The organism is Mucilaginibacter gossypii, assembly GCF_017569325.2.
GTDB classification, from domain to species: domain Bacteria; phylum Bacteroidota; class Bacteroidia; order Sphingobacteriales; family Sphingobacteriaceae; genus Mucilaginibacter; species Mucilaginibacter gossypii.
The window spans coordinates 2,358,710-2,378,521 of sequence record NZ_CP071878.2 but is presented as its reverse complement, the minus strand read 5'-3'; the positions used below and the strand labels follow the sequence as shown (position 1 = coordinate 2,378,521).

Genomic DNA, 19,812 nt, shown 5'->3' with positions numbered 1-19,812 from the left:
GTAATATCACAATATTGGATAATATATTTTGGTGATCCATTTTGAGGTATCCTTTTGTGCCAGCCTATCGGTAACAAGCGATTGAAAAGGCATGGCAGGTGATACCAGCCTGTGGTCTTTCATATATATTTTCATTTGCACCAATGCATTATTGACAGTGTTTTGGCCGCCACGTACGTCAGCCACCAATAAATTGCCCCCCTTTGGTATGTTATTTAAACTTGTTTTTTGAAAAGGAATTATCCTTTTGTTAATCGGTAAGGCGACATTAACCTGGTATTCGTGCTCATCTGTTTCGGTAACATTAAGCATAGGGAAGTTTGTTTGTTTGGCCCCCTGGCTGCCAGCTTGTTGTTGCAGGGTTGTAACGGTGTTGTAAATTACCTGTAATGAAGGATATATCGGATAGGTGTTAGCTGAAACGAGCAAAACTGTGTCTTTAGCATGATTTAAGTAGATCCTATAACCGTATGCGTTTCTTTCATCCTCAAGGAAGTGTTTAAGGCTTAGTAAAATTTCGCCAACCAGTTTTTCCGCATCTTTGGTTTTGAAATAATTAGTTATCCGTGAAAAAAATTGGGTGTTATTCTTATCAACAGCATCCCATTTAAATTTGACAGAACCTTCGGCGTCGGCAAAATAACTTATTTCGCCATCAAAAGTCAGGTTATCTTTTTTCAATTTAAGATAGGTACTGCTATTGGTCATTTTATCGATGCTGATCTTTGTACCTTTAAAATTGTATTGCCTGTCCCCGGTTTTGGTACCGGGCCACCATTTATCCCATCCACCTTCTGTGGTCAGGAATTTTCCGGCAATAACATCGGAGGTATCAATTGACAGGTCCTGTGCTATAACAGGTTTTTCGGGGAGCAAAATATAAGCTGCCGCAATAATTATAATAACGGTAAGTACAATAAAAAAGATCTTCTTCATTTAGTTTATAAAAGACGGATACCCGGGGTGATAAATTTAATAATATCGGGTGGATTAACATGTGTATATTGTTATAAAATATGTTGCCTTTTGATTAAATAAAAAAAATGCCTGATCGGGTTAAAAAACTAATGTAAATATGCTGTAGCGTACTGAAAAAAGCCTATATTGGCTGTTGATCAATCAAAAAACCAACAGATTTTCTCCTTGTGTATCTGCCCGGTTTTTAACCTATTTTATAACTTATGAGATCCTTTTTATTTTGTCTTGCCGGTGTATTATTTTTATTCACATCCTGTAAAAAGCCCTACTATGAAAAAGTACTCCACGATCCCGAACTTTATCGTATAACCGTTAAAAAACTTAATGATATTGTACTGGAAAATAACTTTCCGCCGGTTACAGCTTCCCGTAATTATGTATATGCCAATATAGCCGCCTATGAAGTTGTAGCTTCCGGCGATCCTGAGCATTTTAGATCTTTAGCCGGGCAAATTAAGCACTTACCGGCTGTACCCAAAGCGTCAAAAGATACTGCTGTTGATTACCAATTTGCTTCGTTGCTTGCCTTTTGCACAGTCGGCAATGCGGTAACGTTTCCGGAAGGCAGTATGGATCAATATGTTGATGAGCTTAAAAACAAGGCCAAAGATGCAGGTATGCCGTCGGTTTTGTTTGAAGGTTCCGTAAACTACGCTGATAAAGTCGCTAAATTTATATTGAAGTGGAGCAAAGGCGATCACTATGCACAAACCCGGTCGGCAAGTAAATACACGGTAAAACAGCAGGATGGTCGTTGGATCCCCACGCCGCCCATGTACGCGCAGGCCCTTGAGGCCCATTGGGGTGAGATCAGGCCCATGGTGCTGGATTCCACAGCCCAATTTATTCCGCCCGATCCGCCGGCTTTCAATGTTAAAGACCATAATAGTCCGTTTTATAAACAAGCGCTTGAGGTAAAACAAATAGTTGACAGCTTAACCAAAGAAGAGAAACATCAGGCCGATTTTTGGGATGATAATGCTTTTAAACTTAATGTAGTTGGCCATGCATCGTTTGCAACCAAGAAATTTTCCCCTGGAGGGCACTGGATGAATATTACTGCAATCGGTACAAGAAGTAAAAAATTTGATTTTGGAACCACAGTAAGCGTTTATACCGAAACGGCGATCGCTCTGTTTGATGGCTTTATCAATTGCTGGTACCTTAAATACCGCTCAAATTACGTTCGCCCCGAAACCATAATTACCAAATATATGGATGCCGAATGGCGCCCATATATTCAAACGCCTCCCTTTCCGGAGTATAGTAGCGGCCATGCCGTAATTTCGGCAGCCGCGGCCGAAGTACTTACCAATAGGATCGGTGATAATTTTGCATATACAGATTCATCAGAAATGGAGTTTGGGATCGATCCGCTTTCTTTTAAATCATTCCGGGCGGCCGCGAAATCGGCAGGGATGTCAAGGGTAATGGGAGGGATCCATTTTAAGAATGCCTGTATTGTGGGCAATAAACAAGGTGCCGAGATTGGGCAACTGGTGGTGAAAAAGCTACAATTAAAAATTAAGTAGTATTTTATTTATTTCATTAAATAATTGATTTTGAACAAGATATTTAAATTGAGCTTGTTTTTCGCTTTGCTAACACCTGCTGTGTCTGAGGCGCAAAGCATCGATCCATGGAAAATTAAAGCCGACAAAATTGATCCCGCAAACTATTACGGAATTACCGTAGCCAACGGGATGATTGGGATAGTATCAGCACCGGAGCCTTTCAAGGTTAAAAATGTAGTACTGGCCGGCGCCTATGATCTGTACGGCAGGGGGCGCGTAAGCAATTTCCTGAACAGCTTTAACCTGCTTAATATGTACCTTGAAATAGATGGCAGGCGGATCGATGCTAAAAGTATCAGCAATTTTAAGCAGGAACTGGATATGCAGCATGCTGCGTTCACCACTACTTTTGATTATGCTGATAAAGCAACTATAAAATATACCTATTACTCGCTGCGGCAATTGCCTTTTACCGTTTTGATGGATGTTTCGGTAATGGCAAAACAGGCCATCAACATTACATCGGCCAGTGTAATGGAAGCGCCCGATGCGCTCAAAGAAGTGCAGAATTATTATAACGAAATTGACAGGCCGCATGTAACCATCAGTTTGCTTACTTCAACAGCAAAAACCCCTACCGGCAAAATGCAGCTGTGTGCATCTACCTCATTTTTATTCAGCGAACCGCACGGACAGGAGCCGCGTATTATTCATGAAATGTGGGATAATAACATGCACCTCATGAAGTTTAGTAAAACTATCGCCGCTGGACAAACTTATAATTATGCGGTAACTGGTTCATCCATAACTTCGGCACACCATGCCGACCCACTGAATGAAGCCGAACGCCTCACCATTTTTGCCAAATTGGAAGGTCGGGACAGGCTAATTAAATTTCATAATAAGGCCTGGGACGACCTTTGGACAAGCGATATCCAAATAGAAGGCGACGACCAATCGCAGCAGGATATTCATAGCATGCTATATCATTTATATTCCTTTTCAAGAGCAGGTACAGCCTATTCGCCGTCGCCAATGGGGCTTTCGGGGTTAGGTTATAATGGTCATGTTTTTTGGGATTGTGATGTTTGGATGTATCCGGCTATGCTGGTTTTACACCCCGACATTGCCAAATCTATGGTTGAATACCGGTTTGAACGATTGGATGCCGCACGTAAAAACGCGTTTTCACATGGTTATAAAGGAGCGATGTTCCCTTGGGAAAGTGCTGACAGTGGGGTAGAGGAAACACCGGTTTGGGCGTTGAGCGGTCCGTTTGAGCACCATATTACTGCGGATGTAGCGCTGGCCGCGTGGAATTACTATTGCGTAACCCAGGATAAACAATGGCTAAAAGAAAGAGGTTGGCCGATACTTTCAGCCACTGCCGATTTTTGGGCAAGCAGAGTTGAACGCAATGGATCCGGTCATTATGATATTAAAAACGTAGTAGCTGCAGATGAATGGGCCGAAAATATTGACAACAATGCTTTCACCAATGCTGCAGCAAAAGCTAACTTGCTAAATGCTACCGCTGCTGCCAAAATCTTGGGAGAGAAGGCCGATGCCGATTGGGCAAATGTTGCTCAAAACATCCCGATCCTCAGGTTAGATAACGGCGTTACCCGCGAGCATGCTTCTTATAAGGGTGAAGGGATTAAGCAGGCTGATGTTAACCTGTTAGCTTATCCGCTTAAAACAATAACCGATCCGGCACAAATAAAAAAAGACCTTGAATATTATGAAACCCGTGTACCTAACGAAGGTACTCCTGCCATGACCCAGGCCGTTTTTGCTTTATTATACTCGCGGTTGGGCAATGGCGAAAAGGCATTTCACTTTTTTAAGGATGCTTACGAACCTAATCTCAACCCGCCATTCCGGGTAATTGCCGAAACAAAAGGTGGAACCAATCCGTATTTTGCTACAGGTGCAGGTGGTATTATTCAAAGTTTATTGATGGGTTTTGGCGGTTTGGATATTACACCAACCGGCATAGTACAAGTTAAAAGCAAGTTGCCTGCTAACTGGAAATCATTGAAAATTACAGGCGTGGGGATGAATAAGGCTACTTATACAATAAAGTAACTGTTTTATAACTTTATACATTATGCCCTTTAAAATCTCCTGCGTTTGACAGACAGAGAACTGGCGAATGGAAGACTGACGAAGTTTTAAAAACTTCGTCAGTCTGGCTTCTGAAACTTGCTAACCAGGTAGTTAGTTCTGAACTTCTGCCGGAGCCCTTTCTAATTGCTGGGTATCAATATGATACCTGTTTACTAAGTGCAGCAATACCCCATTTGTCCAGCCGAAGCCATCTTGTAGGGGGTATTCACCACCGCCTGCAGTTAATTGGGTATCAACCACGTTATACTTTTCAAGCAATTTGCCTGTTTGTTTAAACACCCGGATATTAAGTTTAAGCCAGCGGGTGGCTATCTCTTTAGCCAGCGTATTGTAATTGTACTTTTCAAGGCCGTCTATAGCTATGTATTGCAGTGGCGCCCAGCCATTGGGTGCATCCCACTGCTGGCCGGAAAAGTTGAGGGTAGTAACTAGTCCGCCGGGTTTCAGGAAATTATTTTTAAGCCCGTCGGCTACAAGGCGGGCTTGCTCATCACTGGCAATTTTAAATTCGAGAGGGAACTCACCGGCAAGTGTTTCCACGGCAGATTGTTGTTTCAGCTGCCAGTTGTAATCATCAAACCAGCCTGTTTTCTGGTTCCAGCAATATCTCAGGATAGCAATCTTACGGTCACGGGCTCGTTTTAGATACATTTTAGCAAGTTTGGCATTCTGACCCTGGTTCAGACTGCGGGCGATTGTCATTTCCAAATTATACAAAAGACAGTTCAAATCTACGGGGATAATATCAATGGTTTGTATAGCTGGCAGTTTTCCCGAAGCATCAAACCAACGGGTGCTGAAATCCCAACCCGAAGCCGCAGCCGCCCGTACGTTGCGGTAAAATTGCGCTGCCGGTTGTTTGCTTTCTTTGGCGGCATTAACATCTTTTATATATGATTCTTCGCGGGGTTCATCACTTTCGTCCCAATAACGGTTCATTATCTGCCCATCCGGCATTCGTACAACCCGGTGTGCAGCCTGATTGGCTTGTACAGCTTCCCAACCATACATCCAATATTCATATTCTTTGATTAATTGCGGCCTGAAATGTACCAATACTTTCTCTCCCTCAATTTTTGCCAACAGGTTTACCATCATAGCAAAAAATGGCGGTTGCGAACGGGTAAGATAATAACTTCGGTTGCCATTGGGTATAAAGCCATATTTATCAATGAGGTAAGCAAAGTTTTCGACCATGTTGCGGATCACTTTAACCTGGTGACTTTCCTGTAAACCCAGCATCGTAAAATAAGAGTCCCAATAGTAAATTTCTCTGAACCTGCCACCAGGTACAATGTAAGGGTTAGGCAGCGCCAGGGTTGATGAAAAAGGTTTTGTTTCATCCGGACGGCGTTGTAATACCTGCCACAAAGTATCAATATGTTTGCGGATACCTGCAGATATATCTGTTTGAAAATTGTTGTGGGATACAGGTACGTTAAAATTGGCCAATACAAATGTCTGCAGGTTAAACCCCGGCTGATCTTTCTGTTCGTTATAAGCTTTCATGATCAGTGCTGGATCCTGTTTGGGTGTTGCGTCGACAAAAGTTTTGTTATCAGGGAAAATGGTTGAAGTTTGAACCGCCTCAAACAATCCTGGAAATTGTTGCCGGGGTGTAAGTGTTTGTGATTTTGCATTAAGTACAAAGAATAAAAATGCGAGTAAAAAAAGTTTTCTCATCGGCCTAAAATTATACCCTGCTGCAGGAGGGGTAACTGGTTTATAACAGACCATAAATTTACTATTTTTGAAAAGAATATAACTGGTATTTGGTTTGTTTTCAAGGTTTTTTGTGCGATATTATCGCAGAGAAATAATAGATATCAGGGCATAGGCCAATTATAAAACAAAATATACAATCCATTTATTATGATAAACTTTTTACGGAAGGGAAGTATTATATTTTCGTTGTTACTTACCCAGCTATGCTATGGACAGTTGCGAGTGAATACCCTGCCTTCCTGGGCGTTTGGTGGTTTTGTCCGGCCGGCAAATATCAATCCTATTATCTCACCAGATACGGTTTCACGCTTTCTTGATCCGATGAGTAAAAAGCAGGTGCAATGGGAGGCCAATGACACTTTTAATCCGGCCGCAACCGTAAAAAACAACAAAATAATAGTATTATACCGGGCGGAAGACCTATACGGCATCGGTATTGGCTTCCGTACTTCACGTGTTGGGTATGCCGAAAGTGCCGATGGTATTCAGTTTAGCAGAAGAAAAACCCCGGTGCTGTATCCCGATAATGATATTGCTAAAAAGTACGAATGGCCCGGAGGCTGCGAAGACCCTCGCGTAGCCGTTACCGCCGGGGGGACTTATGTTGTTTTTTACACCGAATGGAACCGCGACTTGCCAAGGTTAGGTGTAGCCACATCGAAAGACCTCATCCATTGGAAAAAACACGGGCCGATATTTGAAGCTGCCTATCATGGCAAGTTTTTCAATATCGCCAGTAAATCGGCTTCTATATTAACCCGGGTGGTTAATGGTAAACAAGTGATTATTAAAACAAATGGAAAATATTGGCTGTACTGGGGCGAACATCACGTATACGCGGCAACATCGACAAACCTGGTAGACTGGGCCCCGGTGGTTGATAATAAAGAAGAGTTGAAAGAACTCATGTCCCCACGTGATGGTTATTTCGATAGCGACTTAACCGAATGCGGCCCGCCTGCGTTGATGACCAAAAATGGTGTAATCCTGTTTTACAATGGCAAAAACAAGCCCGCCGAAGGCAGGGACACCCGGTTTAACCCTAATTCATACTGTGCGGGGCAAGCCTTGTTTGATGCAAAAGATCCTTCTAAGTTCAAAACACGCCTTGATATTCCTTTCTTAAGACCAATGGAACCTTTCGAGAAAAGCGGCCAATATATTAACGGAACAGTTTTTATTGAAGGAATGGTTTATTTTAAAAGGAAATGGTTCCTTTATTATGGCTGTGCAGATTCGCGGGTAGCCGTAGCTGTATATGATCCATCGAAACCGGCGCCTCCTGATCCGGTTGAATAGTATTTGACATTTGTTTACTTTTAAAGAGAAAAATACAGCTTAAAAACTTTAGCTGTGACGGCTAAAGTTTTATCTTCATAGTTAAAAATCTTTACTATGCTTTATATCTTAATCTCAGTGGCAATTATTTTTTTTTTGCTCACGTTATTTTGTTATTTAGTTCGTTTTCAAATGCCGGCATTATTCCATCACGCTATTTTTACTCGCACCTAACGCTTTGGCTTACCGGTTTATCTGTGTTTGCTTTAGCTGCCTTATATAGTGGTACAAACCGGTCGGCCTTCCTTGATTATTTTAATACCTGGATGAGGAGATCATATATCGTGCTTTTTACTTTCGGCCTGTCATTAGTTGCTCACGTTATTGTTACTTTTTTAGTCATCCCGTGGTTACGAAAATCTAAAATGCAATAGCGACGGGTAGCTTGAATGCTCAACAATGATTAACTAATTCAATAAATCAAGGAGGTCATCTTTTGACAATGAACTTGTAGCAGCGCTGTCGGGCCTGATCAGGCTATTGGCGATATCCTTTTTTGATTGCTGCATCACCATGATCTTCTCTTCGATAGTGCCGGGGCAAATGAGTCTTACTGCCACAATTTTTTTATCCTGCCCTATGCGATGGCAGCGGTCTATAGCCTGGTTTTCGACAGCCGGGTTCCACCACGGGTCGACGAGGTAAACATAATCTGCTTCTGTTAAATTAAGACCGGTACCACCAGCTTTTAGGCTAATGAGGAACACCCTGATGCCGGGATCGTTTTGAAACTCATTAACCACTTGCTCCCGTTTGCGGGTTTGACCGGTGAGGTACGAGAAGCGAATCTCGCGGGATATCAATTCCTTGCGGATAAGATCAAGCATGGAAACAAACTGCGAAAATACGAGGATCTTATGCTGGTGTTTTTTGCTTTCTATTTCTTCAATCAGCGTTTCCAATTTGGCCGATGCATCACCCGGCATTTTCTCGCCTTTTATGAGCATCGGCGAGTCGCAGATCTGCCTCAATTTGTTTAACCCTTTTAATACGTTCATCGAGCTCTTTTTTAGCTCTTCGTTTGTTGTGGCCGAAATGTACTCTCTGAATTCTTTTTCGTATGAGTCGTAAATATGGCGCTGCTCCTGCTTCATTTCGCAATACAACACCATTTCGGTTTTCTCGGGCAGTTCTGTTGCAACCTGCTGTTTAGTACGTCGAAGTATAAAAGGCTTTACTTTTTCCTGTAGTTCGGCCGCGCGTTTGCTACCCTTGAATTTATCGATTGGAACAGCATAAATATCCTTGAAATATTGTTTGCTCCCCAATAAACCGGGGCAGGCAAATGAAAGTTGACCATACAAGTCGAATGTATTATTTTCTATCGGGGTACCCGTTATAGTAATTTTATTGCGCGATTTTAGGAGCCTTACAGCCTTGTAACGCTGCGATTCGGGATTTTTTATATTTTGCGATTCGTCGAGAAAAACGTAGTTGAAATTAAAATCCTTTAGAAAATTAACATCTGACAGTAATGTGCCGTAGGAGGTAAGCACTATCTCATACTGGTGCAGGTGTTTGGTATGTTTAAGCCGTTCAGCACCGTAAATGGCATGGATGCGGATTGAAGGCGCAAATTTTTGTACCTCTTGTTGCCAGTTAAACAGGAGCGAGGTGGGCACTACAATAAGGTTAGTGTTGTTTTCTGTTTTACTTCGCTGCAAAAGTACAAATGCTATCACCTGAATGCTTTTACCCAGACCCATATCATCGGCAAGGCAGCCACCAAAATTAAGGTTATCTAAAAAATTTAACCAGTTTAAGCCCTGGCGCTGGTAAGCGCGAAGCGTTCCGTTTAATCCGGGAGGAACCGGTACTTCATCAATGGTGTCGGTACCGGTAAGTTTTCTGTTGTATATCGCAAGCTCGTTTCGCACGTCCTCGTCAAGCATTTCCTCGTCGTAATATTGCTGTATAGCAGTATAATTACTTTTTGAAGTATGCAGCGTGTCATCATCAGCAATCTCTCCCGAATTAAAATAATCGGTGAATTTCTCTATCCATTCGGTGGGCAAAATTCCCCGGGTTCCATCATCAAGGCGTACGTACTTGCTTTTATTTTTTACAGCCTGGTGAACCTGTTTTAACGAAGCCCTTTTTTTGCCAAATTTTATATCGATAACTGTATTGAACCAGTTGATCCCGCTCACTACGTTGATAGTAATCTTTACTTTATGAGGGTTCAGCTTGTTGCCTTCCAGTTCGTTAAAGCCGAGTATTTCGATATTGTGGTAATGCCATTCGTCAAATACGTTTAAAAACCACTCCTCATCTAAAAAATGCCTTTTATGCAGATAAAAGTAATCAAGGCCGTTATCCAATTGTTCGTTAAAATAAGGATGGAGTTTTACAAGCAGGGCTGTAAAGGCTATTTCCTCATCATCGCGCCGTTTAACTAAAAATTGGTTGCCTTTTTCGTCGGTTCCGTAGATCTGCCTTTGCGTGCGAATCGGTATCTCGGCCTCACCATAACGCAGCACAGGTATGATCATGACATGTGCGCCAAAGTCCGACAGATAAATGATCTTCTCGGCAGGCTGATCAAAGCCTTCTTTTTTTATTTGCTCCTGTGTTGCAGGTTTAATGTAAGTATAGTCGATAAGAAGCTTGTTTTCCAGTTTGTTAAGCAAATGTGATTTTAATTCTGCAAACTTACTCTTATGTACCTGCAGGCTGCCTTGTTTCTTTTTCAAAAGGTCGAGGATATTTAATACCTGTAGGCTTTCAATAAGATAAAGCGTATTGCCTATGCCGATAAAATAGGTATACCTGATATCAAGATCCTTAACATTATACTGCAAACCATCAATGTTTAAAATGCCGCTTATTTCATAAAAATCATCCCAGGTATTTACTTTCAGCTCGATATCACTTTTTAAATTCTTAACCAATACAGGATTTATTGAGCCAGCTGTTACGTTGTCTGAAACGGTGTTGTCATGCGCGTAGAAACTGTAGGCCAACGGGTTTTTAACGATAGCCTTTAGTGCAGCAATATCGGCGGCGGTTATTTGCGTGTTTATATGATTTTGAAACTTGTGTACCCCGGTAAAGAATTTGAGTTGCTGTGCGTCATTCGTTTCCCAGATCAGCTCTAAAGGAGCTATAGGCACCAGCGGGTTCTTGATTTTTCCATCTTTGGTGCTTTGTGCGGTGTATAGTTCAATAAATAAATATTTATAATATTTATGCTGTTTCAGCACGATACAGGTTGTTTTATCGGTGTCCTCGCCGGCGTGCCCAACCGGTTCGGAAACGTCATTAACTATAACACCTTGCAAATTTGCAAGGCTTTCTTTAGTAATGGCTGTTAACGCGGCGGAGCGGGGGACTATTTCGAAATTTTTAGACAATGGTCTTACCTCAAAAAACTTGTCCAGGTCAGGCTCTTCTTCAAGCCCGTAATCGACCGCTGCTTTTTTTAGTTTTGTATGCCGTAGTTCATCATCAAAAAACACCCTAAACTCATCACGCTGTGTTATTGCCGATAGTACCTGTGCCTGGTGCTCGCACAGTTTATTACCTGTGGCATGGCACCCGCACGAAAGTGCCAGCTGCCCTTCATGACTGGTAATGATTACCTCGGGGAAGGCAACCGTACCCGACTGATTGGTAAAAGCCCCGTGGTTAATTTCCAAATGTTTGGCCAGTATTTGCCTGTAACTTTGGTTGTCAAAATAAATGCTGACGGCTGCGTGAGCAGCAATAACACTTTCGCTAAGGTCGGTTATGGCTGCGCCTTTGATGATGACATTATGGTTGCTTTCGCCTTCCTGGTAGCTGATTATCCTGATCACTCGTACATTGATGTGTTACCGGGTAAATATCATAACAATTATATAAAAGAAGACAATCACCAACGCATTTTCGTGAACTATGTAACAATTATATTCTTTATCAAATATTTATCTTTAGTAAACGTATCTGCCTTAATTTAGCCACTTAGTTCAGTACTATGAAGTATTCCAAATTACTATCGCATCTACCCATATTAGCAATCTCTTTTTTCCTTTATGCATGCCACACCGTTTCGGGCAATAAGCAAGCCTCCGATAATGAACAGGTTAATATGCATAGCGCTTATGACGACAGCACACTAAATCGCCATATATTGCCGATTTTAATGCCCTACAACCGTATTATCGATCCGGCAGGAACAGTGATATCATTTGGCGATGCATCCGACGAAAATCATAGCATGGACGTAAGGCTGATCCCCGGCACCAGGTTTATCGCTGTCGAAGACCGGTATGGGCTTACTATAATCGATACTGTAGCTAAGAAAGTTTCCAACCGCTGGACTTATAAACAAGATCCCCGCTATCGCGAACTTACAAGCACTTACTCCGGCTTAAAAGTTGTGAATATTGACAATCAAACTCAAATATATTGGAGTGCTGCAGCAGGCAAGGGTAAGGATTCAAAATCATACGTTTTCCAGGCTATCTGGAAAGATGGCAACATCAGCATACAAAACACTTTCAATTTTAAAGCTGAAGGTGAATCGCCATTGGCATTACCTAACGATTTAGCCATCAATAAAGAAAACAGCATAAATTACTTATATGTAGTTTTAAACGGGAATAATCAACTGGTAAAGATTAATTTAACTGATAATAAAACCGTTTGGACAAGATCGACCGGTGTTGCACCTTATGGATTGACGATAGCAAAGGGCAAGATATTTTTAACTAACTGGGCCGGCCCGCAAGCTATTGATACATTGAAGCGTGAAACAGCGGGTGTACCCTATGGTAATGCTTACGTCGATCCCAAAACCGGGGCAACAGTGCAGGGTACAGTAATGGTTATGGATTTGGCTAAGGGAGATGTGATCAAGGAAATTACTGTGGGACTGCATCCTAATGCCATTGTCAACAGTGCAGATGAAGATTTTGTTTATGTAGCGAATGGGAATAGTGACATGGTATCGGTAATTTCAACAAGTTCATTACAAAATATAGCAGCGATTGATGTTAAATTAAATCCTGGCAAAAAGAGTTATATAGGTGATACGCCCAATGCCTTAGCCATTAATGCCGATGGTACTATACTTTATGTAGCAAATGGTTTGGATAACGCTGTGGCCATGGTAAAATTGGGTAGTAAAACATCTCTTAAAGGAACCGGCACTAACGAAGTGAAAGGCTTTATTCCAACGGAAGCATACCCTGGAGGCCTGGCTGTTGACGGTAATAATTTATTTGTAACCAATCTGGAAGGAGAGGGCTCAAGATTAGGTACCGACGAGATAGGTAAAAGCAAGTTAAAAGGTGATTTACCCTCGGGAGCAGATGGTACGGCTTATAACTCGCACCATTCAAAAGCTACCGTATCAATAATAACTATTCCGGATGATGCTTTGCTAAAACAGTATACTCAAAAAGTCCAAAATCTAAACCTGAGTTTCCGGCAGCAGATAGCGCAGCTGCTGCCCCGCAAAAATATTGCGCCTAAACCCATACCAGAGCGTATTGGCGAGCCTTCGGTTTTTAATCACGTACTTTATATTATCAAGGAAAACCGTACATACGACCAGGTTTTGGGCGATATGCCTGAAGGTGAAGGCAATAAATCGCTTTGTATTTATGGTGATAGTGTTACTCCTAATCAGCATAATTTGGCGCGCAATTTTTTATTGCTTGATAATTATTATGCCTCAGGAAAATGCTCTGCCGAAGGGCACCAATGGACTGATGCCGCTATGGTAACCGATTATGTTGAAAAAAGTGTACGCTCCTGGTTTAGAAGTTATCCGCATGTGCAGGAGGACGCCTTAGTTTATGACGGGAACGGTTTTATCTGGAATAATGCCGCCGATCATGGCAAAACGGTCAGAATTTACGGTGAAGCCTGTGCCGTGCATTTTGATGATAAGTTAAGCTGGAGCGATATTTATAACAATTACACAGCAGGTAAACCATTCGCATTTAAAAACACCAGCACTATTTCTCGGGTGAGGCCAATGCTGTCACAAAACTTCCCGGGATCCGACGAGCATAAGATTAATGAACAGTTACGGGCCACCGCTTTTATTAAAGAGCTTCATGAATATGAGCAAAAGCCCGGCGACCAGTTACCGCAACTGATGATCATGGCCCTATCGGCCGATCATACTGTAGGCACCAAGCCAGGCTACCCGACACCTGACGCTATGGTAGCTGATAATGACCTGGCGCTCGGCCGTATAGTTGAAGCAGTCTCAAAAAGTCGTTTTTGGAAAAATACGGTAATATTTGTCACCGAAGATGATTCACAGGCAGGGTGGGACCATGTATCTGCATATCGTACTACAGGGTTTGTGATTAGTCAGTATAGCAGGTTACAGCATAAGGTGAGCAAAAACTATAATCAAACCTGTATAGTGCGTTCTATTGAGCAAATATTGGGCTTACCACCAATGAATATCATCGATGCTACTGCATTACCTATGTTTGATTGCTTTACCGGCAATCCATCTGCATGCACTTATACCAGTTTAAAAAACAGGGTTCCGCTCAATAAAATCAACCAGCCTTTTTCTGCGCTCAAAGGTTCTGCATTGCATTTTGCACAATTATCATCAAGACCTGAATACGATCATATTGACGGTGGTAATGATGATGTGATGAACAGGATACTTTGGTTTGCGGCTAAGGGTAAAAAAGCTTATCCCGCTAAACTGGCGGGCAAAGATCAAGACGATGATGATTGATCGGGAAAATAGCTGGGTTTAATCTCGCTTCCACAGGTCATCTGTATCATATTATATGGATGCTTAGAGCTCGCTTTCTTAACCAGATAGCGAGTTTTTTATACCTGATTGCCTTAAATTTCTATTGATCGATTAATTGTTTTATGCGTAAAAATACGGGAAACTCTTCTGAAAATTCCGTGAAATTACGTGGTCATTTATGCACGATATTATTTTATCTTTATTGCAAACCTCGTCAACGCCTGCAAACAATTAATCAATTAATTTTTCAACCTAACCAAAAAAGTTATGAAAATTTCTGCGCTTGATGAGAACGGCGCACCAGTCGACTGGTGGTTTATCTACAAAGTTCCTCAACTTGACGGAGGTGTGGGTAATGACAAAGCTACAGGGTACGAATATGTTTATTACGACTCAACTATCGATGCCAATACCGACGCCCGAAAAAGGACGATTACCAAGTCTCCCAATGTTTTGAATGGCGATAAAGGAGCACTCAACCTGACTATGGACTCCGTATTCAAAAACATTAAATCACCGGCTCCGAGTACCGGATGGGTTCTTTATAATGACGAGATGCCCGAAAGTGCCAATAAACATGATGATGGCACCAAAGGGCATACTAAGGGAGTATTGGCATTTGATACCGAATCTAAAACTGCATTTTGGTTACTTCACTCATGGCCGAAATTTGCAGACCCTGGTGCCATCAAAGATCCTACTCCCAAATACGGGCAAACCTATTTGTGCATTTCATTGGATTTGGATACCGCTAATCTTATTGCCAAACAGATGCTGAACCACCAGGAGCCGCAAATCTATCTTCATAATACCGCTAATCTGCCCGCAACTGCCGAGTTGCATTCGCTGACACAGCCTTTGGCGAGCCACCCGATTGCTTTGGGCGACTCCATTGATTTAAAGTCTATTGGCGGTATGTCATTCAAAGTTATAGCCAAGAACCGTGAATGGAATAAAGATTTTTGGAACGAATTGGTAGGGCCTATCCTAAACGATGATTTAGACATTGAAACCTGGATCCGCGGTCCTATTCCTCCTATCGCTGATAGCGATGGTATTCATAAAACTTTTGATATCAAGTATATCAATTTAGGTTTCATGGGCGCACACTGGGCCTGGCCCGAAACACATGACCATGCCAAATGGGGAGTCACATTGCATGACCCCTGGGTTTGTGTTGGCGATATCAACCGCATGATTTCGCAAAGAAGGCGCGGCGGCTGTACAATTGCATTTCAAAATCAAACCTTATGGTCGGGTTTATCCAAAACAAGTTTGCTTTTAGCGCCTCCGGGGCATAACAGGACCGAAGCTCACGTGCTGATCCAAAAAACACATCATCTTCATGCCGAAGCACCATTGAGGGAACAACAGTAAACAATAAGAGTAACACAGATCTTGGAGCAAACTATTCGTGAGCAAGGTAAACCAAAATGTATGAGGGTAGATAATGGGCCCGAATTCAACAGCAAAGGGTTCAAGGATTGGTGTGAGGGTAAGGATTTTACAGTTCAATTTACACAGCCAGGCAAGCTAATGCCCAACGGCTATATCGAACGCTTTAACAGAAACTTTAGGGGAAACATCTTGGATGCTTACCTATTTAAAGATATTCATCAGGTATGGTTTTAACCGATGAATGGATGGAAGATCACAATTACCGTAGGCCGCATGAAGCACTGCGACACATAACTCCTGATCTGTATAAGCTGATAAACCGTTGAGATATTGGAAACTCGATCGAGTTTTCAATATCTCAACGGTTACAACAACAATGATAATTATATTTTTGAATCAATAAGTCTACAAACACCAGTCCGAACTAAGGGAGGGTTACATTGTAAGTGTGAAAGCAAAGGTTTTGATGCAAAAAAAGGATAAAAGGGATAAAAAGGCATATCATAGCTGACACGTTGGGGATGATTCTTGCAGTGGTGGTTCAAGGCGCATCGGTTCAGTTCAGGGTGGTAACAGGGCTATGGATGTCGTTGATAAACTCTTTTCACCTTGAAATGGGATTTAATTAGCTCTTACCTTTCTTAGCCAACGAATCTCTTTTTGCTTCTTCCAACTTTTTCTTTTCCAGGAAAAAACAATGTGCAGCGCAAGCGTGAAGCTTATAGTTTCGGTGAGCATAGCCCCAGCTATGACCTTTGGGGTCAAGTATCTCACATTTTGCTTCGTCAACGTTCTTTAGCTGCAATATTTCTTCGCCATTATTGTTGTAATAATTGCCGTTTTTTGCAGCCTTGCCGAGCTTGTTGCCTTTGGCATCTATAACGTTGCCGTCGCGGTCGATAAAATACAATTTGTGGCCCTGGTTGTCATTAACAATGTTGTCTTTGGTGATGTAACCAAGTTTTGTACCGGCGTGGTTATGTATACCGCCTTTGCCATCAATGGTGATAAAATTATACTTGGTTGAATCTTTTGCTTTTTGAGCAAATGCACCCGCCGCAAACACTATAATTGCCGCAACGGTGAGTAGGTGTTTTAGCTTTTTCATGATGAGAGTTTTTTACAAAGAAAGCAACCACCCATCGTTAAAAGTATGACTGCCAACGTTGTAAAAAATGATATTGCTCATAAAAGGTATTTGATTTTGTTGCTTTTCTTTCAATCACGTTGATAACTATCTGGGTAAATTACTCCGGAGGCTGTTAACTGTCATTTATTGTACAAATATTGGTCATGAAAAATGCGATATAGTTTCCGTTAATTCGTAACACTTTAATCATCATTTATGTTAACGATAGATAATTACCTGGAATCCCATTATATCCATAGGAGTAACTGGCTGCGGGCTGCAGTTTTAGGTGCCAACGACGGGATCATCTCCATCTCGAGTCTTGCGATCGGCGTTGCGGCAGCAAGTAGTACCAGAGAGCCTATTGTTTTGGCTACAGTTGCCGGCCTGGTTGCAGGTGCGTTGTCCATGGCCGCAGGCGAATACGTTTCCGTTAGTTCGCAGACGGACACAGAAAAGGCGGACATAAAACGCGAGGAGATGGAACTCCGGGAGATGCCGGAAGATGAGCTCAGGATACTGGCGCAGATTTATGAGAAACGGGGACTGAAAAAAGAAACTGCCATGCAGGTGGCAAAGGAATTGACGGAAGCAGACGCACTAGGCACGCACATCCGTGATGAACTTGGAATTAATGAGATCAGTCAGGCCAAACCAATACAAGCTGCATTAGCGTCCGGGGCGTCTTTTACAGCAGGCGGTGTGCTGCCACTGCTGGTGATCCTGCTTTCTCCAGTCAAACAAATGGAATATTACCTGTATGGGTTCACGATTATTTTCCTAATCATATTGGGTGCCATAGCAGCAAGAACCGGAGGTTCAAACATTGGTAAAGCAATTTTACGCATCACGATATGGGGAACACTGGCGATGGGACTATCTGCAATAGTCGGTTATTTATTTGGTGTGAAAATTTAGGCATACATTATGAAAGCAATAAAAAAAATACTCCTTGCGCTATTGGTGATACTGGTCGCAATCCAATTCATCCACCTAAAGAAAAATATTTCTTCCGGGCCGTATGCCAATGGCATAGATAAACACTATACCGTGCCTAAGGATGTTCAGGTTGTGCTAAAGCGGAGCTGTTACGATTGCCATTCAAACAATACCTATTATCCCTGGTATAATAACATCCAGCCGGTGGCCTGGCTGCTTGCACATGACGTTAATGAAGGTAAGGAGGAAATTAATTTCGACGAATTTAACAACTATAGCCTTTCCCAAAAACGGCATAAGTTAAGCGATCTTTCCAAAGAGGTGAAGGAGGGAGAAATGCCAATGGGCATATATACAGTAATTCATCGCAATGCCGTTCTTTCACAGGTCGAAAAGCAAAGGCTTATTACTTGGGCCGATAGCCTGAAGGGTACATTGAATTAACAGCTGAGCAATCGGCATCTACCCAATGGAAGTGTTATTTATATATCCCGGATAATAGACCTACATGAAACTTTTAACGCGGACTGTCTGGATTCTCTCTTTTATAAGTTTGCTGACGGATGTTGCCAGTGAGATGCTTTATCCTATTATGCCCATTTATCTGAAGAGTATAGGCTTTTCTGTATTATTAATTGGCATATTAGAGGGGATTGCCGAGGCTACCGCAGGATTGAGCAAGGGTTATTTTGGAAAGGTGTCTGACAGTAGCGGAAGACGTGCCCCATTAATCCGCATGGGCTATACGTTAAGCGCTTTGTCAAAACCCTTGATGGCCGTAACTATTTTTCCGGTATGGATCTTTCTTACCCGCACAGTTGACCGCCTGGGAAAAGGAATAAGAACCGGTGCACGAGATGCCCTGTTGTCTGATGAAGCCACGCCAGATACAAAGGGTCGTGTGTTTGGCTTTCATCGTTCGATGGACACAATAGGAGCTGTGGCCGGCCCTTCGCTGGCATTATTGTATTTATATGTTTATCCTACCAGTTATCGCCCTCTGTTCCTGCTGGCATTTATTCCCGGAGTATTGGCTATAGGCTTGTCATTTTTTTTAAAAGACAGCAAAGCAAAGCCAAAAGAGAATAAGGCTACAGTTTCATTTTTCTCTTTTTTACAATACTGGAAAACCAGCCCCGCCAGTTACCGAAAACTGGTTGGCGGATTATTGATGTTTACTTTGTTCAACAGTTCTGATGTATTCCTTCTGTTGAGGATAAAGCAGGCCGGACTAAGTGACACGGCCACAATAGGGGTGTATATTTTTTACAATATAGTGTACGCTATTGCAGCTTTTCCGCTTGGTATACTGGCAGACAGGATAGGCCTGAAGAAAGTATTTATTACCGGACTACTACTTTTTGTGGTGGTGTATAGCGGCATGACGGTGACCGGGGTTTGGTACTGGTATGGCCTCTTATTCTTTATGTATGGCCTGTATGCGGCCGCGACTGAAGGTATATCTAAGGCTTGGATAAGCAATATCACTGAAAAGAACGATACAGCAACCGCCATTGGAACTTATACAGGATTCCAAAGCATCTGCACAATGTTGGCCAGCACACTTACCGGCTGGTTATGGTTCCGGTTCGGGGCCGGGCCTGCATTTACAGTTTCAGCTTTAATGACGCTGATTGTTGCTTTTTATCTTTCACGGGCCATGGCTGAACCTTGGAAAGCTGTTGGGTAAGGTATATATTAACGGATTCTTTCCTCTTGCTATCGTGTAGTTGAAATTGCACAGTCAATTGAAAATCAACTTCTTAAATGATCTGTCCAACTAAGAAACAGTATTGTTCAAATTCTTATAGATCATCTTACGTTAACTCACTGATGGTCCGTAACATCAGTTCCTGCCATTGCCTAATGAATTGTAGAAATCTACCGCGCGGCAACCTGCCGGTTGCGTTCCTGAAATATAGATACCTGCTTTTTGTCAGGTGAAG

General features: G+C 42.3%; 13 protein-coding genes. 9 read left to right on the top strand and 4 right to left on the bottom strand.

The genetic code is table 11. The features are described from left to right. Positions 1–6: 6 nt before the first annotated feature. Positions 7–936 (bottom strand): GyrI-like domain-containing protein, encoded by a 930-nt coding sequence (locus tag J3L18_RS10055; RefSeq protein ID WP_129568046.1) that lies wholly within the window; start codon positions 934–936, stop codon positions 7–9. Positions 937–1,181: 245 nt separating this feature from the next. On the opposite strand from J3L18_RS10055, the gene J3L18_RS10050 reads away from it, so the two are divergent. Next, positions 1,182–2,510, top strand: coding sequence for a vanadium-dependent haloperoxidase (locus J3L18_RS10050; RefSeq protein ID WP_129568045.1), 1,329 nt, complete (start codon positions 1,182–1,184; stop codon positions 2,508–2,510). A gap of 30 nt (positions 2,511–2,540) precedes the next feature. Further along, positions 2,541–4,580 carry a kojibiose hydrolase gene (locus tag J3L18_RS10045; RefSeq protein WP_223266088.1) on the top strand — a complete coding sequence of 680 codons (2,040 nt, stop codon included), beginning with the start codon at positions 2,541–2,543 and terminating at the stop codon, positions 4,578–4,580. Positions 4,581–4,712: 132 nt separating this feature from the next. On the opposite strand, the gene treF is transcribed toward J3L18_RS10045, so the two are convergent. Continuing rightward, positions 4,713–6,305 carry an alpha,alpha-trehalase TreF gene (gene treF / locus J3L18_RS10040; protein WP_129568044.1) on the bottom strand — a complete coding sequence of 531 codons (1,593 nt, stop codon included), beginning with the start codon at positions 6,303–6,305 and terminating at the stop codon, positions 4,713–4,715. Positions 6,306–6,494: 189 nt separating this feature from the next. On the opposite strand from treF, the gene J3L18_RS10035 reads away from it, so the two are divergent. Then, positions 6,495–7,646: a beta-1,2-mannosidase gene (locus J3L18_RS10035; RefSeq protein WP_129568043.1), complete on the top strand. Its 1,152-nt coding sequence runs from the start codon at positions 6,495–6,497 to the stop codon at positions 7,644–7,646. A 446-nt stretch (positions 7,647–8,092) separates the two neighbouring features. Here the strand turns inward: J3L18_RS10035 and J3L18_RS10030 are convergent, their stop codons facing one another. Continuing rightward, complete coding sequence (locus tag J3L18_RS10030; RefSeq protein WP_223266087.1) at positions 8,093–11,482, bottom strand: DEAD/DEAH box helicase; 3,390 nt, start codon at positions 11,480–11,482, stop codon at positions 8,093–8,095. Positions 11,483–11,640: 158 nt separating this feature from the next. Between J3L18_RS10030 and J3L18_RS10025 the strand changes: the two genes are divergently transcribed. The 3 genes from J3L18_RS10025 (at position 11,641) to J3L18_RS31090 (ending at position 16,032) form a co-directional block, all read left to right on the top strand. Beyond that, positions 11,641–14,379: a bifunctional YncE family protein/alkaline phosphatase family protein gene (locus tag J3L18_RS10025; RefSeq protein ID WP_129568042.1), complete on the top strand. Its 2,739-nt coding sequence runs from the start codon at positions 11,641–11,643 to the stop codon at positions 14,377–14,379. 288 nt (positions 14,380–14,667) lie between these two features. After that, complete coding sequence (locus tag J3L18_RS10020; RefSeq protein WP_129568041.1) at positions 14,668–15,777, top strand: deoxyribonuclease II family protein; 1,110 nt, start codon at positions 14,668–14,670, stop codon at positions 15,775–15,777. 21 nt (positions 15,778–15,798) lie between these two features. Next, a complete protein-coding gene (locus tag J3L18_RS31090; protein WP_189549065.1) occupies positions 15,799–16,032 on the top strand; it encodes an integrase core domain-containing protein in 234 nt (77 codons plus the stop codon). Between the two features lie 391 nt (positions 16,033–16,423). Here J3L18_RS31090 and J3L18_RS10010 read toward each other — a convergent pair whose 3' ends face one another. After that, on the bottom strand, positions 16,424–16,906 hold the full coding sequence (locus J3L18_RS10010) for a 5-fold beta-flower protein (protein WP_091162883.1): 483 nt from the start codon (positions 16,904–16,906) through the stop codon (positions 16,424–16,426). Positions 16,907–17,143: 237 nt separating this feature from the next. Between J3L18_RS10010 and J3L18_RS10005 the strand changes: the two genes are divergently transcribed. The 3 genes from J3L18_RS10005 to J3L18_RS09995 all read left to right on the top strand — a co-directional run bounded on the left by J3L18_RS10005 (position 17,144) and on the right by J3L18_RS09995 (position 19,556). After that, positions 17,144–17,845 carry a VIT1/CCC1 transporter family protein gene (locus J3L18_RS10005; RefSeq protein ID WP_112652532.1) on the top strand — a complete coding sequence of 234 codons (702 nt, stop codon included), beginning with the start codon at positions 17,144–17,146 and terminating at the stop codon, positions 17,843–17,845. A gap of 9 nt (positions 17,846–17,854) precedes the next feature. Further along, a complete protein-coding gene (locus J3L18_RS10000; RefSeq protein WP_129568040.1) occupies positions 17,855–18,310 on the top strand; it encodes a heme-binding domain-containing protein in 456 nt (151 codons plus the stop codon). A 64-nt stretch (positions 18,311–18,374) separates the two neighbouring features. Continuing rightward, positions 18,375–19,556, top strand: a complete 1,182-nt coding sequence (locus J3L18_RS09995; RefSeq protein WP_129568039.1) for an MFS transporter — start codon at positions 18,375–18,377, stop codon at positions 19,554–19,556. Positions 19,557–19,812 lie beyond the last annotated feature (256 nt).

Coding starts and splice junctions, on each gene's coding strand:
- J3L18_RS10055 (WP_129568046.1), bottom strand. CDS start 936: ATGAAGAAGATCTTTTTTATTGTACTTACCGTTATTATAATTATTGCG.
- J3L18_RS10050 (WP_129568045.1), top strand. CDS start 1,182: ATGAGATCCTTTTTATTTTGTCTTGCCGGTGTATTATTTTTATTCACA.
- treF (WP_129568044.1), bottom strand. CDS start 6,305: ATGAGAAAACTTTTTTTACTCGCATTTTTATTCTTTGTACTTAATGCA.
- J3L18_RS10035 (WP_129568043.1), top strand. CDS start 6,495: ATGATAAACTTTTTACGGAAGGGAAGTATTATATTTTCGTTGTTACTT.
- J3L18_RS10025 (WP_129568042.1), top strand. CDS start 11,641: ATGAAGTATTCCAAATTACTATCGCATCTACCCATATTAGCAATCTCT.
- J3L18_RS10020 (WP_129568041.1), top strand. CDS start 14,668: ATGAAAATTTCTGCGCTTGATGAGAACGGCGCACCAGTCGACTGGTGG.
- J3L18_RS10010 (WP_091162883.1), bottom strand. CDS start 16,906: ATGAAAAAGCTAAAACACCTACTCACCGTTGCGGCAATTATAGTGTTT.
- J3L18_RS10005 (WP_112652532.1), top strand. CDS start 17,144: ATGTTAACGATAGATAATTACCTGGAATCCCATTATATCCATAGGAGT.
- J3L18_RS10000 (WP_129568040.1), top strand. CDS start 17,855: ATGAAAGCAATAAAAAAAATACTCCTTGCGCTATTGGTGATACTGGTC.
- J3L18_RS09995 (WP_129568039.1), top strand. CDS start 18,375: ATGAAACTTTTAACGCGGACTGTCTGGATTCTCTCTTTTATAAGTTTG.